Genomic DNA, 17,853 nt, shown 5'->3' with positions numbered 1-17,853 from the left:
ATGGAGAAAAAAATCAAAATCTTATTCATTTTACCATCGCTAAAAGCAGGAGGCGCAGAACGCGTTGTATCGTTTATTGCTCAAAACCTAGACGCTACAAGGTTCACTCCTAGTCTTTTAATTATTGGGTTTGAAAAAGATGCTGCATTTTCAATAGAACATATCGAAACTCATTTTTTAAATAAAACTCGTGTTTTAGATGGTGTTACTGGTATTTTCTCAAAACTAAGGTCGATCAAACCACAAATCGTAATGACTTCCATTGCGCATCTAACTGCTGTAACGACTATTCAATCGTTATGGTTTAGAAAGATAAAATTTGTCGCAAGAGAAGCAAATATCAAAAAGATTACTATACAATATCATAATGCTTCACTGCCTTTTGGAGCCAAGACACTTAACACCATAAGTTATAAATTATTAGATGCTATAATTTGCCAGTCTAAAGATATGGCAGACGAGTTAGTAGAATTACGCCCAAAAACTGCAAATAAGATTCATATCATAAACAACCCTATTACAAAGGTGTTCTCTTCGGAAATATCTAATATTCAAAACAACAAGCCACATTATATTACGGTTGGACGTTTACATAATGAAAAAGGTCATTGCAGAATCTTAGAGGCTTTAAGTTTGTTAGATTTCGATTTCAAATACACCATTATTGGAAGTGGTCCACACGAACAACGCATTAAAGATAAAGCTGAAGCATTACACCTCAGTGACAGTGTTACATGGATTGATTTCACTAATGATATAGAAAAGCATCTGAATAATAGTTCTGTGTTTATACAAGGCTCTTATGCTGAAGGCTTTCCAAATGCGCTTTTAGAAAGCTGTGCCGCAGGAACTCCTGTTATTGCTTATAATTGTCTTGGTGGTACTTCGGAAATTGTAAAACAAGGCGTAAATGGATTTTTAGTTGATACTGAAATAGAACTAAAAGAAAAGCTAATAGAACTCATCAAGAATCCACTAAATAAACAACAAATCATTGCTTCTGTGAAAAGTAAGTTCAGTAAAGAACAAATCATATCACAATACGAAGAGGTATTCAATAATCTCATTCAGAACTGATGCAAAAAAAACAAACCATAGATTGGCTTTTTGTACTTCCTGATGATTTAATTGGCGGTGGAGCACAGCAAGTTTTGTTCACAATTATCAATTACTTCATTGCACAAGGAAAAAACTGTACTGTTGTATTTTTAATTAATAAACACCATCACGGTTGGGAAATTTTAGAAGACAAGTGCAACATTGTATATCTCGACAATACTTCAGTATATAAGGGATTCTTTAGTGCTGCTAAGTACATTAGAACATTAAAGAAAACACACCACATCAAACACGCCATTAGTTCACAAGCTTTAATTAATGGGTTGCTTGGGTTCCTGAAATACCTCAAAATTTTAAAAAACACAAAACTTGTCCTAAGAGAATCTACATCAATATTTTTGAGATTTAAAGGGTCCAAACTCCTACTCTATAAAACAGCATATGTCATAGGATATAAGCAGGCAGACCTCATTATATGTCAAACAGGGTTAATGAAACAGCAACTTCTAGAGGCCTTACCTTGGCTAAAGAAAAAAAATAAAGTAGTGGTTATTTCTAACCCTGTAAACCTTGAAGAAATTAATACAAAATCAAAGGAGGTTATTGATTTTAAAATTGATAACTTTCTCGTTGCTGCTGGTCGATTTATTCCTGAAAAAGGCTTTGATTTACTTATCGATGCTCTTAATCAACTTGAAGACACCAGTTTAAAGCTTGTTATTTTAGGTGTTGGTACAGATGATGAACACCAAAAGCTTATAGGTCAGATAGCTTCTCTTAATTTACAACAGCGCGTTATCTTATATGGTTATGTGAAAAATGTATATCCTATTTTTAAAAAGGCTAAACTATGTGTTGTATCTTCAAGAATTGAAGGCTTCCCTAATGTGCTGTTGCAAATGATGTCACAAAACAACAATGTCGTAAGTACGATGTGTGCTGGTGAGATTTCAAATATAAAAGGAGTTATCACTTGCGAAACACACAAAGTGAACACTTTGAAAGATGCAATTGATAAAGGATTAAAAAATACTGATGATAATAGAACTTTATATTTTAATGATTACATAAAATCAAGATCTATTGATAACTTTATAACGACGATGCTAAACCAAATTAACGACTAGAATGCAAAAACTCATTCGCATAACAACGGTTCCCTCCTCTTTAAGAACACTTTTAAAAGGGCAATCGCGTTTTATGAGTCGGCATTATGAAGTGATTGGTGTCTCTGGAGATGGAGATGCATTAACCGAAGTAAGACAAAATGAAGGCATTAAGACGCATGTAATCCAAATGACAAGAACCATTACACCTTTTAAAGATTTGATGGCCACATATAAGCTCTATAAATTTTTTAAAGCTGAAAAACCTTTCATTGTACATACACATACACCAAAAGCTGGAACTTTAGGAATGCTTGCCGCAAGACTGGCGAAAGTTCCTCATCGATTGCATACCATAGCAGGGTTACCTCTACTCGAGGCCAAAGGCAATAAACGTAAACTCCTGGATACCGTTGAAAAATTGACCTATAACTGTGCTACAATGATTTTACCTAACTCCTACGGGTTAAAACAAATCATCATTGATAACAACTACGCTAAACCCGAAAAATTATTGGTTATAGGTCATGGCAGTTCCAATGGAATCGATACCAAACATTATGATACTCGTTTAGTTTCCGAAGCAGAAAAAGAACAACTCAAAAAAGAGCTCGGGATTACTAAAGACGATATTGTATTTATATTTATTGGTAGAATTGTAAAAGATAAGGGAATCAGCGAATTAGTAAATGCATTTAATAACCTCTCAAAGAAAGAGCTTAATTGCAAGCTGATATTGGTTGGTCCAAGTGAAAATCATTTAGACCCGCTATCACCAGGAACTGAAACCATAATTAAAGATAATAATCGTATTTTGGCAGTAGGTGTGCAAAAAGATATAAGACCATATGTCGCTATTTCAGATGTGTTGACTTTTCCAAGTTATAGAGAAGGTTTTCCAAATGTTGTATTGCAATGTAGCTGTATGAATTTACCGTGTATTGTTTCTAATATCAATGGCTGTAATGAAGTGATTGAACATAAAGTTAACGGACTCATAATTCCGGTAAAAGATGAGAAAGCACTAGAAAACGCCATGCAATTCATGATAAATTATCCTGAAAAAAGAAACGCCATGATACAACATACGAGGTCAAAGATTGTAGAACGTTACGAACAGGAATTTGTATGGAACGAACTTTTAAACTATTATAAAAGTCTAAATTGATGGCGATGTATAGAAGAATTATAAAACCCCTTTTTGACATCCTAGCCGCTAGTATTGGACTTGTCTTACTGTTTCCAATATTTGCGATTACTTGGTTGGTTTTACTATCAAAAAACCAAGGAAAAGCCTTTTTCTATCAAGAGCGTCCAGGGAAAAATGAACGCATCTTTAAAATCATCAAGTTTAAAACGATGAATGATAAAACAGATGCCACAGGTGAATTGCTACCACCTTCAGAACGATTAACCAAAACTGGAATATTTGTGAGAAAGTATTCATTAGACGAAATTCCGCAATTACTAAACGTTATCAAAGGCGATATGAGTATCATTGGCCCAAGACCTTTACTCATAAGATATTTACCACGATATAATGATTTTCAGCAACAGCGACATGACATTAAACCTGGTATTACAGGCTGGGCTCAGGTCAATGGCAGAAACGCCATTAGTTGGGAACAGAAATTTAAATATGACGTATGGTATGTTAAAAACATGTCGCTAGCTTTAGATCTAAAAATTCTATTTTTGACCGTTTATAAAGTCTTTAAAAAAGAGGGCATTTATAGTGTAGAAAATGATATTGTTCCAGATTTTACAGGAACAGAAACCAATCAAAACTCAGCTCATGGCAATTAATATACTTTTCACTTGTGCAGGACGACGTAACTATTTAATTAATTATTTTAAAGAGGCTATGAAAGGTGAAGGTCGCGTTATCACTGCAGACATGAATCTTACTGCTCCTGCTATGGTTGATGCCGATCTCGCCATTTTAGTACCAAGTATCTACGATAGTAACTATATTGAAGCACTTAAACGTATCATTAGTGAACACGATATTACAGCAGTTGTTTCATTAAATGATCTCGAACTTCCCATTCTTTCAAAACACAAAACCGAATTGGAAACTGCTGGAGCAAAAATCATTATTTCAAGTGAAAAGGTTATACACATTGCTTTTGACAAGGTCGAAACCTTTAATTTCTTAAAGAGTATCGGACTCAAAACTCCAAAAACGTATACTAGCCTAGAGGAAGTTATGACTGCGATTCACAAGGGTTCGCTTAATTATCCTTTAGTTGTAAAACCGCGTTGGGGAAGCGCTTCTATTGGCATTGATTTTCCTGAGTCTGCGGAAGAATTAGAGCTCACATTTCGCCTTCAGCATATAAAACTGAAGAAGTCTATCCTTAATACGGCCAGTGAACACGATGTTGATAATGCTATCCTTATTCAAGAGAAACTAGATGGTAGAGAGTTTGGCATGGATATCGTGAATGATTTTGAAGGGAATTACTTCGGAACATTTGTTAGAGAAAAACTTAATATGAGATCTGGAGAAACTGATAAAGCCGTTTCAATAATAGATGAACGTTTTGATATTATTGGTAAAAAAATCGCTGAACACACCAAACATATTGGCAGTATGGATTGCGATGTATTTATTACTAACAATGAACTTTATGTACTTGAGCTAAATCCCAGATTTGGTGGTGGTTATCCGTTTTCACATGAAGCAGGGATTAATACAGCTGCCATATACATTGAATGGCTAAAAGGCACTAAAAATGTTGCGCAATTTAACAACTACAAATCTGGAAAACTATTTTCTAAGTGTGACAGAATGTTAGAGATAAAAGGCTCTAACTAAAACTAATCTTTTGAGATTTCTTTGAACCTTTAATCACATAAACATTCTTATTGTTTTGTTTGTAAACCTCTATTTGCTCTTCATATTCAGGGTTAGCAAATAAAAAGGTATACACAAATTGCAGTAGAAATTTATGAGCTTGAGACTTGAAATCTATGCGTTCAAAATCTTCAGAAGGCACAAAATTCTCCAGTTTTTCGAATGAGAAGTTGTCGTGAGATTTATCAGTAAAATTCGTAGCTTCTCCTTTGATAAGAAACGTATATTTTCTGTACAACTGATTGACTTTCTTACGCCTAAGGTATAGTTTTGCTTTATAAAACAAAGCTACATAATTTGCTTTAAATACTGACAATATTGATTTTGAATCATATAAGATGTGATAATCAAAATCATAGCTTAGGTTACTCCATTTGTGCTTATAATCATAATCACCTTTTGAAAAATCTGATATTCTATACTTATTTTCAAAACACCATTCTAATAATTTAATAATCGATGTTTTTCCAATACTGAACTTGTAATAATCTGGATCAAAAACTGTAATCGCTTCAAAAAGCACATCTTCAGAATGGAAATTAAGTGTAATTCCAATTGGTATCTTCTCCTTATAAATCACCAATAATGAGGCTCTTTTTTGAGATAACATATTAAATACCAATTCTTTATAATAATTCCATTTATCGGCACTCAAATGATGATAATTGGTTTGCTTACCTGCAAATCGTTTACTCAACAAATCGTGAAATTGTTTGAATAGGTCATCAAACTCGGTTTGAGCAATAGCATCATGAATAAACGTATAACTTATGTCAAAACAGGCTTCTAAACGTCTTTGATTAGAACGAAACTCTCTTCTGTTTTTTGAACTAAACTGAGCATTGATATAGTCATCTTGATTGCTAAATGAAGAAATATCCATTAAAAATCCTTGATACTGAAATACTTTCTTAAGCTTTAAAGAAGAACTTGATGGTGGACTAAAAGGCGCTAATTCAAAATATGTTGGGACATCATAAATTAAATAGGTCTTTCCTTTGAAGTCATTTTTGCTAAAATCTAAATCGTAATAAATTCCTTTTGTAAGATTTTTACCAATATTTTCATAGACTCCCAATCTGGATTTCTTTAAAAATTGAACACCTTTTATAAACTCAAAAGCGATCGGATCATTAACATTATTAAAATGTTTGCTCCAAATGGATTCAAAAATAGAGGACGTAAATGGGTTGGTTTTCATTGATTTACAAAATACTTCTCAAAAGTAAATGCAAAAATAACATTTTTGATAAGTTATAATCAATTAATAGAATTAAAATAATCTTGTTATTTTATTTACATTTGACCTGATGATAAATAAAGTTATGAAAGGACATTTTGTTATTTCTTTAGATTACGAAATTCACTGGGGAGTTTTTGATAAAAAAACGGTCGATGAGTATAGAGAGAACCTCGAAAATGTAGGAAAAGTTATTGATAGACTTTTAGAAATGAGCGACAAATATAATGTCAAAATCACATTTTCTACTGTTGGTTTTTTGTTTGCAGAAGACAAAACGGACCTATTTAAATATATTCCAGAAAACAAACCGACCTACTTAATTGAAAAATTTAGTCCGTATCCCTTGCTCGAATCTATTGGGAATAACGAAAAAGAAGACCCTTTTCATTATGCTTTGTCTCGTATAAAGCAAATTAAAGCTAATGGTAACCATGAAATTGGCACGCACACCTTCTGTCATTTTTATTGCCATGAACACGGACAAACAGTCGAACAATTTGATGATGACCTCAAATCGGCAATTAATATTGCAAAGCCTTTAGATATCGATATTAAAAGTATTGTGTTTCCTAGAAACATGATCGAGGCCAATAAACTCATAGACCGACCATACTTAGATGTATGTCATAAACATGGTATTGGCTCTTTTAGAGGAAAGGAAAAAGCATACATTTATAACATTCACACGACTAAGTTTTATCATGGATGGTATCTCTTTAAAATGTTGAGGCTATTAGACGCTTATATTAGTGTTACTGGCTCTAATACTTACAAGGTTGAAGTTATAAATAAAGACAAAAAGGTATATAACTTACCATCTAGTAGATTATTAAGAGCTTACAGTTCTAAACTTAAGTTTTTAGAACCTTTAAAAGTTCGACGAATTAAGAAGGCAATGACACATGCTGCAAAGCATAAGGAAATGTTTCATCTTTGGTGGCATCCACATAATTTTGGGACCCAAATTGACGAGAACTTTAAAAACTTAGAACAGATCTTCAAAACCTACAAAAAATTGAATGAAACTTATGGTTTTGAAAGTGAAACAATGACTGGTCTTGCCAAAAAAATCAAAGCTTCTCAACAAGAATAGTGAGCTCATATTATCCATTGGATAAAAAACAACGTGAAAAATTGTTTTTTATCGTGTTTATTTGGTTCGTCTTATGGTATTTATGCATATTTATGCAGAATTTATAACGATTCACCTATAATTTTAAATTGAATCAGATAAAATTCTAACCCAAATCCCTCACTTAACGATAATAATTGTATAGTAATAAACTTACTTAACAGATTGATTATGGAATCAAGAATTTTGTTGTCTACTCCGCATATGAGCGGAAAAGAGCAATCTTATATTACTAATGCTTTTGAAACAAATTGGATAGCGCCTTTGGGTCCTCATGTCAATGGTTTTGAAAGTGATATACAGAACTATCTTAATCAAGATAGCCATGTTGCTGTACTTAGTTCTGGAACAGCTGCTATCCATTTAGGTCTTATTTTATTAAATGTTGGTCAAGGCGATGAAGTTATTTGCCAGAGTAAGACGTTTTCAGCTTCTGCGAATCCTATAGTATACCAAGGCGCAACTCCAGTGTTTGTTGATAGTGAAAAAGACACCTGGAATATGTGCCCAGAACAATTAGAAATTGCAATTAAAGATCGCCTAAGTAAAGGAAAAAAACCGAAAGCTATTATTGCTGTTCACCTCTACGGAATGCCTTACAAGATTGATGAAATCCACGACATAGCTAAAACGTATAACATTCCAGTTATAGAAGACAGTGCCGAAGCTTTAGGGAGTACATATAAATCTGTAAAGTGTGGGACTTTTGGTGATATTGCTATTCTATCCTTTAACGGAAACAAGATTATTACAACGTCAGGTGGTGGAGCTATTGTAACGAAAGATATTAAGCTTAAAGAAAAAGCAGTCTTCTTGGCCACTCAAGCTAGAGAGAAAGCTGTTGAGTATTTACACCATTCCATCGGATATAATTATAGATTATCAAATATCCTTGCTGGTATTGGTAGAGGACAAATGGAAGTATTAGACGATAGAGTTTCTGCACGTAGAAGCAATTATGAATTCTACAAAGAAAGTTTCAAAAACATAGAAGAGCTTACATTTAATGATGAGCCAAACGATTATTTTTCAAATCGATGGTTATCAACTATGCTAACCCCTTCCGAAGCTATAAGAGAAGGTATAAGAACAACATTAGAGGCACTAAATATAGAAACCAGACCACTTTGGAAACCTATGCATCAGCAACCCGTTTTTAAGGATGCACCAAGATACCTTAATGGCGTTTCTGACGACTTATTCGAAAAAGGTTTATGTTTACCTAGTGGGTCTAACCTAACTGAATATGAATTAAATAGAGTAACATCAGCAATAAAAACGTATTTTAGAGCATGATTAAACGGCTACTACAAAATATTTCACATAGATATGCCTCCAAATGGTTGGTGATGCTTTTCGATTTAAATATCGTGGCATTTACTTTTGTTGCTGCATATGTTATCCGATTTAACTTTAAGTTAGACTTCGACTTTATAGTCATGTTTAAGCAGATTCCTTTTGTATTCTTAGCAGCTTTAATAAGTTTTCTATTAGTAGGGTCTTATAAAGGTGTAGTTAGATTTACTGGATTTAAAGATGTTGTTAATATTATAATTGGTGTCAATATTTTGGCAACCATCCTTATTATTTCTACCTTTTTCAGTAGACGATTGCATTACGATAGTATTTTTAATATATCGGGTTCTATTATATATATCCATTTACTTCTTAATATATTATTTCTAGTCGGTTCTAAATTGTTTGTGAAATCTGTATACAATAAATTGATGCAAGATTTTAAAACTCAGAAGCGCGTTTTGGTTTTTGGTGCTGGAAACGCTGGTATGATAACCTATGATGCCATTACTAACGACCCTAAGAACAGTCATGTTATTATTGGTTTTATTGATGATAATGAAAGAAAGATTGGAAAAAAAATCAATACACTTACCGTCTATGGCCTTGATAATATCACCTCAAAGTTTGTTGAAAAAAATGGTATTGAAGAAGTTATAATTTCGGCACAAAACATAGAGTCTTCAAGACTTTTACAAATATCTGGACGTTTATTTGAATTAGGGTTGAAGGTAAAAATTGTACCACCAGTCCAGAACTGGATTGATGGTGATTTGAGTGTAGGTCAAATTAAAGAAGTTAATATTGAAGACCTATTAGGTCGTGATCCAATTACTATTGACAACCCTGCTTTATTAGATGAATATGAAAACCAAATTATATTAATTACTGGTGCGGCAGGTTCTATTGGAAGTGAAATAGCAAGAAAAACCACACTTTATAATTATAAAAAATTAATACTTGTTGACAGTGCAGAATCACCACTATATGACTTACAGCAGGAATTTATTCAAAAAGGAATACAAAACTTTTTTGTTGTAATCGCAGATGTTCGGGACTTTAGACGCATGGAGCAATTGTTCCAACTTCATAAACCTAAAATTGTATTTCACGCTGCAGCATATAAACATGTGCCATTAATGGAAAACAATCCTAATGAAGCCGTGAGTGTTAATATTTCAGGAACAAGGCATATGGCTAGTTTATCTGTTAAACATGGTGTCAATAAATTTGTATTGATTTCTACAGATAAAGCGGTGAACCCAACCAATGTTATGGGAGCGACTAAGCGTATTGCAGAACTTTATGTTAATTGTTTACAAGGTAAAGGAAACACGAAGTTTATTATTACGCGTTTCGGAAATGTGCTTGGATCAAACGGTTCTGTTATTCCATTGTTTAAAAAACAAATTGAAAATGGCGGACCACTAACGGTAACACATAATGATATTACGCGTTATTTTATGACCATTTCAGAAGCCTGCCAGCTCGTTTTAGAAGCAGCAACTATGGGTAATGGTGGTGAAATATTTGTATTTGACATGGGTGAATCTGTGAAGATTTTTGATTTAGCCAAAAACATGATTATACTATCTGGTTTACGCTATCCTGAAGATATCGATATTAAGATAACAGGATTACGTCCTGGAGAAAAAATCTATGAAGAACTCCTAGCAGATGGTGAAAACACAAGAGCTACCTATCATGAAAAAATAATGATTGCAAAAACAAAAAACTTGGATGCTTTAACCATTAGTGATAAAATATCTAATTTATGTACCGTAAATTCGAAATCACAGAATCTAGAAATCGTATCTCTAATTAAAGATATTGTTCCAGAATTTATTTCTAACAATTCTAAGTTCGAAGTATTAGATACTAAAAAATAAACTTAACCAAAACTATACTATTATGCGTCACAATTTCAACAACATACAGAAATTATTTTTGTTATTTACTTTGGTCATTTTATCATCTTGTGGATCGAAAAAAACCATTGTTTATTTTCAAGATGAACCTATTACGAACCAAAGTTTAAGTGAGTTAGATAACAATTATCAACTTAAATATAAACCAAACGACATATTAACTATTGACGTAGCTGCAGAAGTTTCCGAGTCGGTTGCTGCTTTTAATCTTTCTGCTGTGGCATACAATACTAATAATAGTGCTGTCGCTCAAACGCAAATTCTAAGACAAACTTATTTAATTGATCCAGATGGTAATATTGAATTTCCAACTCTAGGAACAATAAATTTAAAAGGGTTAACCAGAACTGAAGCGACTGCAATGCTAAAAGAAAAGATTGGCGTGTATGTCAACGAATTTATAGTTAATATAAGACTTGTCAATTTCACCATTTCTGTACTTGGTGAAGTTAATAGACCTGGCACGTACACTGTTGAAGGCGAACGTATTTCTTTAGTGCAAGCCTTGGGGATGGCAGGTGATTTAACCATCTATGGCCAACGGAATAATGTATTTCTAATTCGTGAATTTGACGGAAAGAAAAAATACGCTAAATATGATTTAACATCGATTAATGTTGTCAATTCGCCTGTGTATTACCTTTCACAAAACGATGTCATCTATGTTGAACCTAACAATGCCAGAATAAAAACCTCTTCTTATAACCCAAATACAGGAGTATTAATTTCTGCCATTGGAACATTAGCAACTATTGTCGCAATTTTTGCAGTGCGCTAATTTAAACAGATACCAATTATTATGTCTCAAAACTCCATTTCAAACAAAGACACCATCATAAATTTAGTTGAGTTATACCTCTCAAAATGGAAACTCATCGCTGTTTGTGCTCTAATAGCTATAGCCATTGCTTTTTTAAAAATTAGGTATAGTACCTTTTTATATGAAGCCAATGCTACTATTAAACTGAAAGAGGATGAAAATTCTCGAAGTTTAGCTGAAATTTCATCATTTCAAAATGGTGGTTTTGGAAGTACATTACCAAATGTAACCGATGAAATACAGGTTATAAAATCACGTGCCATTCTAACCGAAGTTGTAAAAGACCTAAAACTCAATATCAAGTATTTTGTAAGCGGAAAAGTAAAACAAGAGGAAATCTATTCTAATCCTCCTATAAATATTAGCTTCTTTATGAGTGATTCACTCATTGGAAACATAAATAAATCATTATTTATAAAAATCGTATCTGCTCAAAAATTTGAATTATCTAAAGTTAATACCAATAAGCTATTTGAATTCACTGACGGAGAAACCACAACATACAGTTTTGGTGATAAGGTGAAAGCGTCATTTGGAGAATTTGTTCTAACACCAAACCTAGGGAACTATGGTTCTCTTCCTGGTTCGCATGTAGAAATTAACATCAGACCAATTCACAGTATTGTCGAATCCTATTTAGGCAAAATTAAGATTAGTGCTACTGAAAAATCTAATGTCATTAAATTATCGCTTAATGAGACTATCAAAGAAAAAGCTCGTTTGGTATTGGATAAAGTCATCGAAAAATATAATGCCGATGTTATTAATGATAAAGAATTAATCGTTAAGACGACTTCAGATTTTATCACAAACCGATTAAACATTGTGTCCAACGAACTGGAACTGGTTGATTTTACTGCTGAAAAAGTTCAGAAAAATAATAGATTAACAGCTTTATCATCACAATCTAACATCTTTCTAGAAAGTGAACGTCAAACGGATGCTAAAATCAACGAAACCAGCAACCAATTGCAATTGGTTGAATATATGAGTGAAAGTCTTAATGATGAAAGCAGAGACACAGATCTATTACCAGACATTTCCATTGGTAATAGTGATGTTAAACAAATTACAAAAAGCCATAACGACTTGGTATTCCAACGTGATCGAATTTTAAAGAACTCGAGTAATAAGAATCCAACGGTTGTAAAACTGAATGATCAAATCAACGCTTTAAAAAACAACCTTAACCTGAGTCTAGGTAATATCAAATCAGCTAATGAGATTACACTTAGAAACTTGAACCGTGAAGAGAGTAGAATTCGAGGACAAATCTATTCGGCACCTGGAAAAGAACGCCAATTTAGGGACATCAAGCGTCAACAAGATATTAAAGAATCCCTTTACCTCTATTTATTAGAAAAACGTGAAGAAACAGCTATTACATTAGGGATGTCAACAGCGAATGCTAAAGTAATTGATTATGCATATACCAATGATGACCCTGTATCTCCAAATGAGAAAATTATATACTTAGCTTCAATACTATTGGGTCTTTTTATTCCTGTATCACTTATCTATGCTAAAGATTTAGTAGATAACAAAGTCCACACAAAAGAGGATGTATTGCGTTTAATTAAAGCACCATTTATTGGAGATATACCTAAGTCTGATTTAAAAAACAAAGTCGTAAAAAATGTAGATTATTCGCCTAAAGCAGAAGCGTTCAGAATTATAAGAACCAACGTTAATTTTATGCTCCAAAAATCAGATGCGCATTGTAAAACTGTTTTTGTAACCTCTACTACTTCTCAAGAAGGCAAATCGCATACATCGATTAACTTAGCGAGTTCATTTTCCTTTTCAGAAAAGAAAACCTTACTTATAGAAACAGATATTAGAGTGCCAAGAGTTAACGATTATCTTAAGATTAAATTCGATAAAGGATTAACCGATTTTATTTCAGATAAAAGTCTAAGCATTAAAGATGTCACTGTAACCCAAAAAGACAATCCGTTTTTGGATGTGATTCCTTCTGGAACTATTCCTCCGAATCCTGCGGAATTATTAATGAGTGATCGCATCAACTTTCTTTTTGAAAGTGCAAAAAAAGAATATGATTATATTATTGTAGATACCGCTGCTGTTGGTCTTGTTACAGATACGTTATTAATAAGTGACCATGCCGATATTTTTCTTTATGTTGTGAGTGCCAATAATATTGACAAACGTCAATTGCATATCGCGCAGACCATGTATGAGGAGAAACGTTTACCAAATATGGTAACACTTCTTAACGGTTCAGTAAAAAAGAAAGGCTATGGTTATGGTTACGGCAATAACCCACAACGTAAAAAGAAGTGGTATTCTAAACTTTTAGGAAGATAATGGTTAACTATTAAAGTCGGCGTCGCTTCTTTTCTTGTTTAAGTAAATTAAGCTCTCTACTCGTTTGTCCTGCGACAGATGTATTTTCCTCTGCTCTTCTTATCAAATAAGGCATGACGTCTTTTACTGGGCCGAAGGGCACATATTTAGCCACATTATACCCTTGTTTTGCAAGATTAAAGCTAATATGATCACTCATTCCGTAGAGTTGTCCAAACCACACGTTATTATCGGTTTTATCGATACCCAGTTCTTTCATGAATTCCATGGCGAGATAGCAACTTTGCTCGTTATGCGTGCCTATAAACAATGAAATGTCTTTCAAATTATTTAAGATATAGGTCATACAGGTATTAAAATTCTCATCAGTCGCTTCTTTGTTCTCACAAATAGGTGATTTATAAGCCTTCTCCTCTGCCCGCTTACGTTCCTTTTCCATGTACGCACCACGAACGATTTTAAATCCGACCTTAAAATTATCCTGTTGTGCACGTTGATGAAGGCCTTTTAAATAGTCTAATCTATCCCAGCGATAGGTTTGCAATGTATTATAAACAATAGGTTTTTCGGTGTTGTATTTGCGCATCATCGCTTCACAAAGATCATCTGCAGCTTCTTGCATCCAGCTTTCTTCACCATCAATAAGGACTTCAACATCTTTCTCTTTAGCGAGTTTACAAATCGCATCAAAACGTTCTATAACGCGATTCCATTCGTCTTGTTCTGCGGAAGTTAATGGTTGTCCTTCTCCTAGTTTCTGATACAAATGAAAACGTCCAAAGCCTGTAGGTTTAAAAACCACGATTGGCATCGCTTCCTTTTCATCGGCAAATTTGATGATTTTCAGAATCTTATCTCGTGCTTCATCGAAGGTTGCTTCTTCCTCTTTTCCTTCTACCGAATAATCCAAAACCGAACTGACGCCTTTGGTATACATCGTATCAATTACGGGCAAGCAATCCTCCTCATTCACACCACCACAAAAGTGATCAAAAACCGTAGAACGAATCAATCCTTCTACAGGCAAATGTGCTTTGAGGGCAAAGTTTGTGGCAGCAGTCCCTATTCGAACCATAGGTTCATATGAAATCATTTTAAACAAAAAATAAGCACGTTCCAGTTGGGAATCATTTTTTAGTGCAAAAGCGACTTCGGTATTATTAAAAAGAGTTTTCGTATCCATTTGTGAAAAATAATAACAAAAATAATTATTCAATAGTTATTATGTTACTAAAAGTCGCTAATTTTCCGCTTTCTTAGAAAGATTAGTATGTGTATGAATTCAGTAGAAACCAAAACATATTCCGTTCACTTTAATGATACTGCTTATAAAGCGTTGAATACTTATGTGGATGCACATCACTTTTCGAAGATTTTTATTCTTGTAGATACCAATACACATGAACATTGTTTAGCAAAGTTTATGTCGCATTTGGAAACGACTATTGCTATTGAAGTGATAGAAATGGAAGCTGGCGAATCTCATAAAACGATTGACACATGTGTTGGGATATGGAATGCACTTTCTGAACTTGGTGCAGACCGAAAAAGCCTGATGCTTAATCTTGGTGGTGGCGTTGTGACCGATTTGGGTGGTTTTGTGGCTTGTACCTTTAAGCGCGGAATTAAATACATCAATATTCCAACCTCACTTTTAGCTATGGTAGATGCGTCTGTTGGCGGAAAAACTGGTGTAGATCTTGGTGCATTAAAAAATCAGGTAGGTGTGATTAGCTCTGGTGATATGGTAATTATTGACACCTCCTATTTAGATACCTTAGCTCAAAATCAGTTGAAATCTGGTTTAGCTGAAATGCTAAAACACGGCCTTATTAGAGACAGAGTTTATTTTGATAAGCTTACCGATTTATCCAAACTCACATTAAACGATTTGGATGTGTTGATTCATGAATCTGTAGTGATAAAAAAAGACACTGTAATCAAAGATCCTTTTGAGCAAAACGAGCGCAAGCATCTTAATTTTGGACATACGCTTGGTCACGCCATAGAATCGTATTATTTAAGTCATCCAGATAAAGACGACCTCTTACATGGTGAAGCTATTGCTATCGGAATGATTCTCGAATGTTATTTATCTACGGAATTATTAGGCTTCCCAAAAGAAGACTTAGAGCATATTACAAATGCATTTAAATCCATCTACGAACATGTTTCGATAGATCCTTCAGATTATGATGCTATTATTGAACTATTAAAGTACGACAAGAAAAATGAGCATGGTAATATCAACTTTGTATTACTAGAAGCTATAGGTCAACCAAAAATTGACTGTCACGTTGCTAATGCATTGATTATAAATAGTTTTGAGTATTATTCGAATCACTAAGTTTTATAGTTAGATATTTCAGAAATAGATCGTTTACCGGTCATTAATGTCGATTATTTTCTATATTTGTAGATATCGTAATTTATATGACTGGATTAGCTACCATACAGATTGATCAACTCCATATTCATAGAATACCATACATTACTGTTCAGTTTAAGTACAATTCAGCTTTTGTAAAAACCATAAAGAAGGTACCTTCAGCGCGATGGAGTCAATCCAAAAAAGTATGGATTATAGATGACACCGAAGCACATTTAAATCAAATCCGTGACTTATTTAAAGCCATCTCCTATATTAATGACCAGGGATATTTCAGTAAAAAAAAGAAACGAAATTTGAAGCTCAACGAGGATCAAAAAGTAATGCTCAACCAATTTCATAAGTATTTAAAAGGCAAGCGGTATAGTAAAAGTACACTTAGAACTTACGTGTTTAGTGTGGCCGATTTTATTGCTTATTACACGTTGAAGTCCTTAGAAACTTTAGATAACAGAGATGTAGAGTTATATATTGAGGATGTTTTTATAAACCGCAACTATAGTGTTAGCACACAAAGGCAATTTATTAGTGCTTTAAAGTTGTTTACGCAATTTAACACTGACACTCAAATTAAAGAATTAGAGTTGACCAGACCACAAAATTCTAGACTATTACCTGTTGTATTATCGCAGCAAGAAATCATTAGGCTGTTACAAAAAACTTCAAATTTAAAACATCGTACGATTATTGCATTGCTTTATTCATGTGGTTTGAGGATAAGCGAACTTTTGAATTTACATATCAGCGATATTGATGCCAATAGACGTCAATTACATGTTAGAAATAGTAAGGGACGAAAAGACCGCTATGTTGGATTGGCTGATAGTTTTATTCCGTTATTTTCAAATTACATGCAAACTTATGAACCACAGCTCTATTTTGTGGAGAATAATAACCAACTACCATATAGTGCAGAAAGTGTAAGGGCTTTTTTAAAGCGGAATTGTAAAAAAGCGGGTATTACAAAGCGAGTCACACCGCACACTTTGCGTCATAGTTATGCTACTCACATGTTGGAGAATGGTGTAAACATTAGGTATATTCAAACGCTTTTGGGGCATTCAAGACCAGAAACCACGATGATATATACTCATATAAGGCGTCAAGATTTGTTAGAAATATCTAATCCTTTGGACGTTGCCATTTATAAGTTAGACACTACTGATAAACAAATGGCGAATGTTGTGTTAACACGTAAGATTAACCAATAAAACTATATATTTGTTAGGATATAACTAGTTAGCAAACATTAATGACCAACGAAGAACTAGAAAAATTTATTAAAAAAATTGAAAAAGAATACTCAGAATCTGAAGCATATTTCGGATCTGAATTTAATTCTGATTTCGGATTTGCCAAAGGTAATAAGTCTGGTCTTTTACTTTATGCGAAAGAATTATTAAAGGCAGCTAGGGAAATTGACAAAAGAAAATTCGAAGAAGGAGAAATGGAAGTTTATAATCCGAACTTTAAATGGATTAAAGGAATAGATGAAAATCCTTTTAGATATATCAAAATCACAAAACAACTTAGTTCGGAAATTGAACGCAAAACGTATAGTGAGAAAGAAAATTGGAAAGATAAACTTTTAGGAATTGGATGTACTGCAGTTATCGTTTTTGCTATAATTCTAACCATAATTGGTTTGGTAACTTCTTTTAAATGGTTATTCTAACATTTGCTAACAACGTG

At 33.4% G+C, this 17,853-nt stretch carries 15 protein-coding genes; 13 read left to right on the top strand and 2 right to left on the bottom strand.

The features are described from left to right. From V7719_RS18400 to V7719_RS18380, 5 genes are read left to right on the top strand one after another with little or no spacing between them, the layout of a single operon-like run. Positions 1 to 1,077, top strand: a complete 1,077-nt coding sequence (locus V7719_RS18400; protein ID WP_335731418.1) for a glycosyltransferase — start codon at positions 1 to 3, stop codon at positions 1,075 to 1,077. After that, positions 1,077 to 2,186: a glycosyltransferase gene (locus tag V7719_RS18395; RefSeq protein WP_335731417.1), complete on the top strand. Its 1,110-nt coding sequence runs from the start codon at positions 1,077 to 1,079 to the stop codon at positions 2,184 to 2,186. The genes V7719_RS18400 and V7719_RS18395 overlap by 1 nt, the downstream gene beginning before the upstream one ends. Before the next feature lies 1 nt (position 2,187). Next, positions 2,188 to 3,333 carry a glycosyltransferase family 4 protein gene (locus V7719_RS18390; RefSeq protein ID WP_335731416.1) on the top strand — a complete coding sequence of 382 codons (1,146 nt, stop codon included), beginning with the start codon at positions 2,188 to 2,190 and terminating at the stop codon, positions 3,331 to 3,333. A 5-nt stretch (positions 3,334 to 3,338) separates the two neighbouring features. After that, positions 3,339 to 3,971 (top strand): sugar transferase, encoded by a 633-nt coding sequence (locus V7719_RS18385; protein ID WP_335731415.1) that lies wholly within the window; start codon positions 3,339 to 3,341, stop codon positions 3,969 to 3,971. After that, on the top strand, positions 3,961 to 4,986 hold the full coding sequence (locus V7719_RS18380; protein ID WP_335731414.1) for an ATP-grasp domain-containing protein: 1,026 nt from the start codon (positions 3,961 to 3,963) through the stop codon (positions 4,984 to 4,986). The genes V7719_RS18385 and V7719_RS18380 overlap by 11 nt, the downstream gene beginning before the upstream one ends. Here the strand turns inward: V7719_RS18380 and V7719_RS18375 are convergent. Next, positions 4,979 to 6,226 carry a GNAT family N-acetyltransferase gene (locus V7719_RS18375; protein WP_335731413.1) on the bottom strand — a complete coding sequence of 416 codons (1,248 nt, stop codon included), beginning with the start codon at positions 6,224 to 6,226 and terminating at the stop codon, positions 4,979 to 4,981. The genes V7719_RS18380 and V7719_RS18375 overlap by 8 nt on opposite strands. Before the next feature lie 124 nt (positions 6,227 to 6,350). Between V7719_RS18375 and V7719_RS18370 the strand changes: the two genes are divergently transcribed. The 5 genes from V7719_RS18370 (at position 6,351) to V7719_RS18350 (ending at position 13,772) form a co-directional block, all read left to right on the top strand. After that, entirely contained in the window at positions 6,351 to 7,361 is a 1,011-nt protein-coding gene (locus V7719_RS18370) for a polysaccharide deacetylase family protein (RefSeq protein ID WP_335731412.1), read from the top strand. Positions 7,362 to 7,571: 210 nt separating this feature from the next. Next, positions 7,572 to 8,696, top strand: coding sequence for a DegT/DnrJ/EryC1/StrS family aminotransferase (locus V7719_RS18365; protein WP_335731411.1), 1,125 nt, complete (start codon positions 7,572 to 7,574; stop codon positions 8,694 to 8,696). Beyond that, a complete protein-coding gene (locus tag V7719_RS18360; RefSeq protein ID WP_335731410.1) occupies positions 8,693 to 10,585 on the top strand; it encodes a polysaccharide biosynthesis protein in 1,893 nt (630 codons plus the stop codon). Before V7719_RS18365 ends, V7719_RS18360 begins: the two co-directional genes overlap by 4 nt. 22 nt (positions 10,586 to 10,607) lie before the next feature. After that, the gene (locus V7719_RS18355) at positions 10,608 to 11,402 is read left to right on the top strand and encodes a polysaccharide biosynthesis/export family protein (RefSeq protein WP_335731409.1); all 795 of its coding nucleotides are present in this window, start codon (positions 10,608 to 10,610) and stop codon (positions 11,400 to 11,402) included. 21 nt (positions 11,403 to 11,423) lie between these two features. Then, the gene (locus V7719_RS18350; RefSeq protein WP_335731408.1) at positions 11,424 to 13,772 is read left to right on the top strand and encodes a GumC family protein; all 2,349 of its coding nucleotides are present in this window, start codon (positions 11,424 to 11,426) and stop codon (positions 13,770 to 13,772) included. Between the two features lie 10 nt (positions 13,773 to 13,782). Here the strand turns inward: V7719_RS18350 and V7719_RS18345 are convergent, their stop codons facing one another. Then, a complete protein-coding gene (locus V7719_RS18345; RefSeq protein WP_335731407.1) occupies positions 13,783 to 14,955 on the bottom strand; it encodes a proline dehydrogenase family protein in 1,173 nt (390 codons plus the stop codon). A gap of 93 nt (positions 14,956 to 15,048) precedes the next feature. On the opposite strand from V7719_RS18345, the gene aroB reads away from it, so the two are divergent. The 3 genes from aroB to V7719_RS18330 all read left to right on the top strand — a co-directional run bounded on the left by aroB (position 15,049) and on the right by V7719_RS18330 (position 17,836). Then, positions 15,049 to 16,119: a 3-dehydroquinate synthase gene (gene aroB / locus V7719_RS18340; RefSeq protein WP_335731406.1), complete on the top strand. Its 1,071-nt coding sequence runs from the start codon at positions 15,049 to 15,051 to the stop codon at positions 16,117 to 16,119. An 86-nt stretch (positions 16,120 to 16,205) separates the two neighbouring features. Beyond that, positions 16,206 to 17,372: a site-specific tyrosine recombinase/integron integrase gene (xerA, locus tag V7719_RS18335; protein WP_335731405.1), complete on the top strand. Its 1,167-nt coding sequence runs from the start codon at positions 16,206 to 16,208 to the stop codon at positions 17,370 to 17,372. A 41-nt stretch (positions 17,373 to 17,413) separates the two neighbouring features. Continuing rightward, positions 17,414 to 17,836, top strand: coding sequence for a hypothetical protein (locus V7719_RS18330; RefSeq protein WP_335731404.1), 423 nt, complete (start codon positions 17,414 to 17,416; stop codon positions 17,834 to 17,836). The last annotated feature ends 17 nt before the right edge of the window (positions 17,837 to 17,853 follow it).

Source organism: Psychroserpens sp., from assembly GCF_036960315.1.
Lineage (GTDB): Bacteria > Bacteroidota > Bacteroidia > Flavobacteriales > Flavobacteriaceae > Psychroserpens.
Note: the sequence above shows the minus strand (reverse complement) of the source record. Positions and strands in the feature narration are given on the sequence as shown.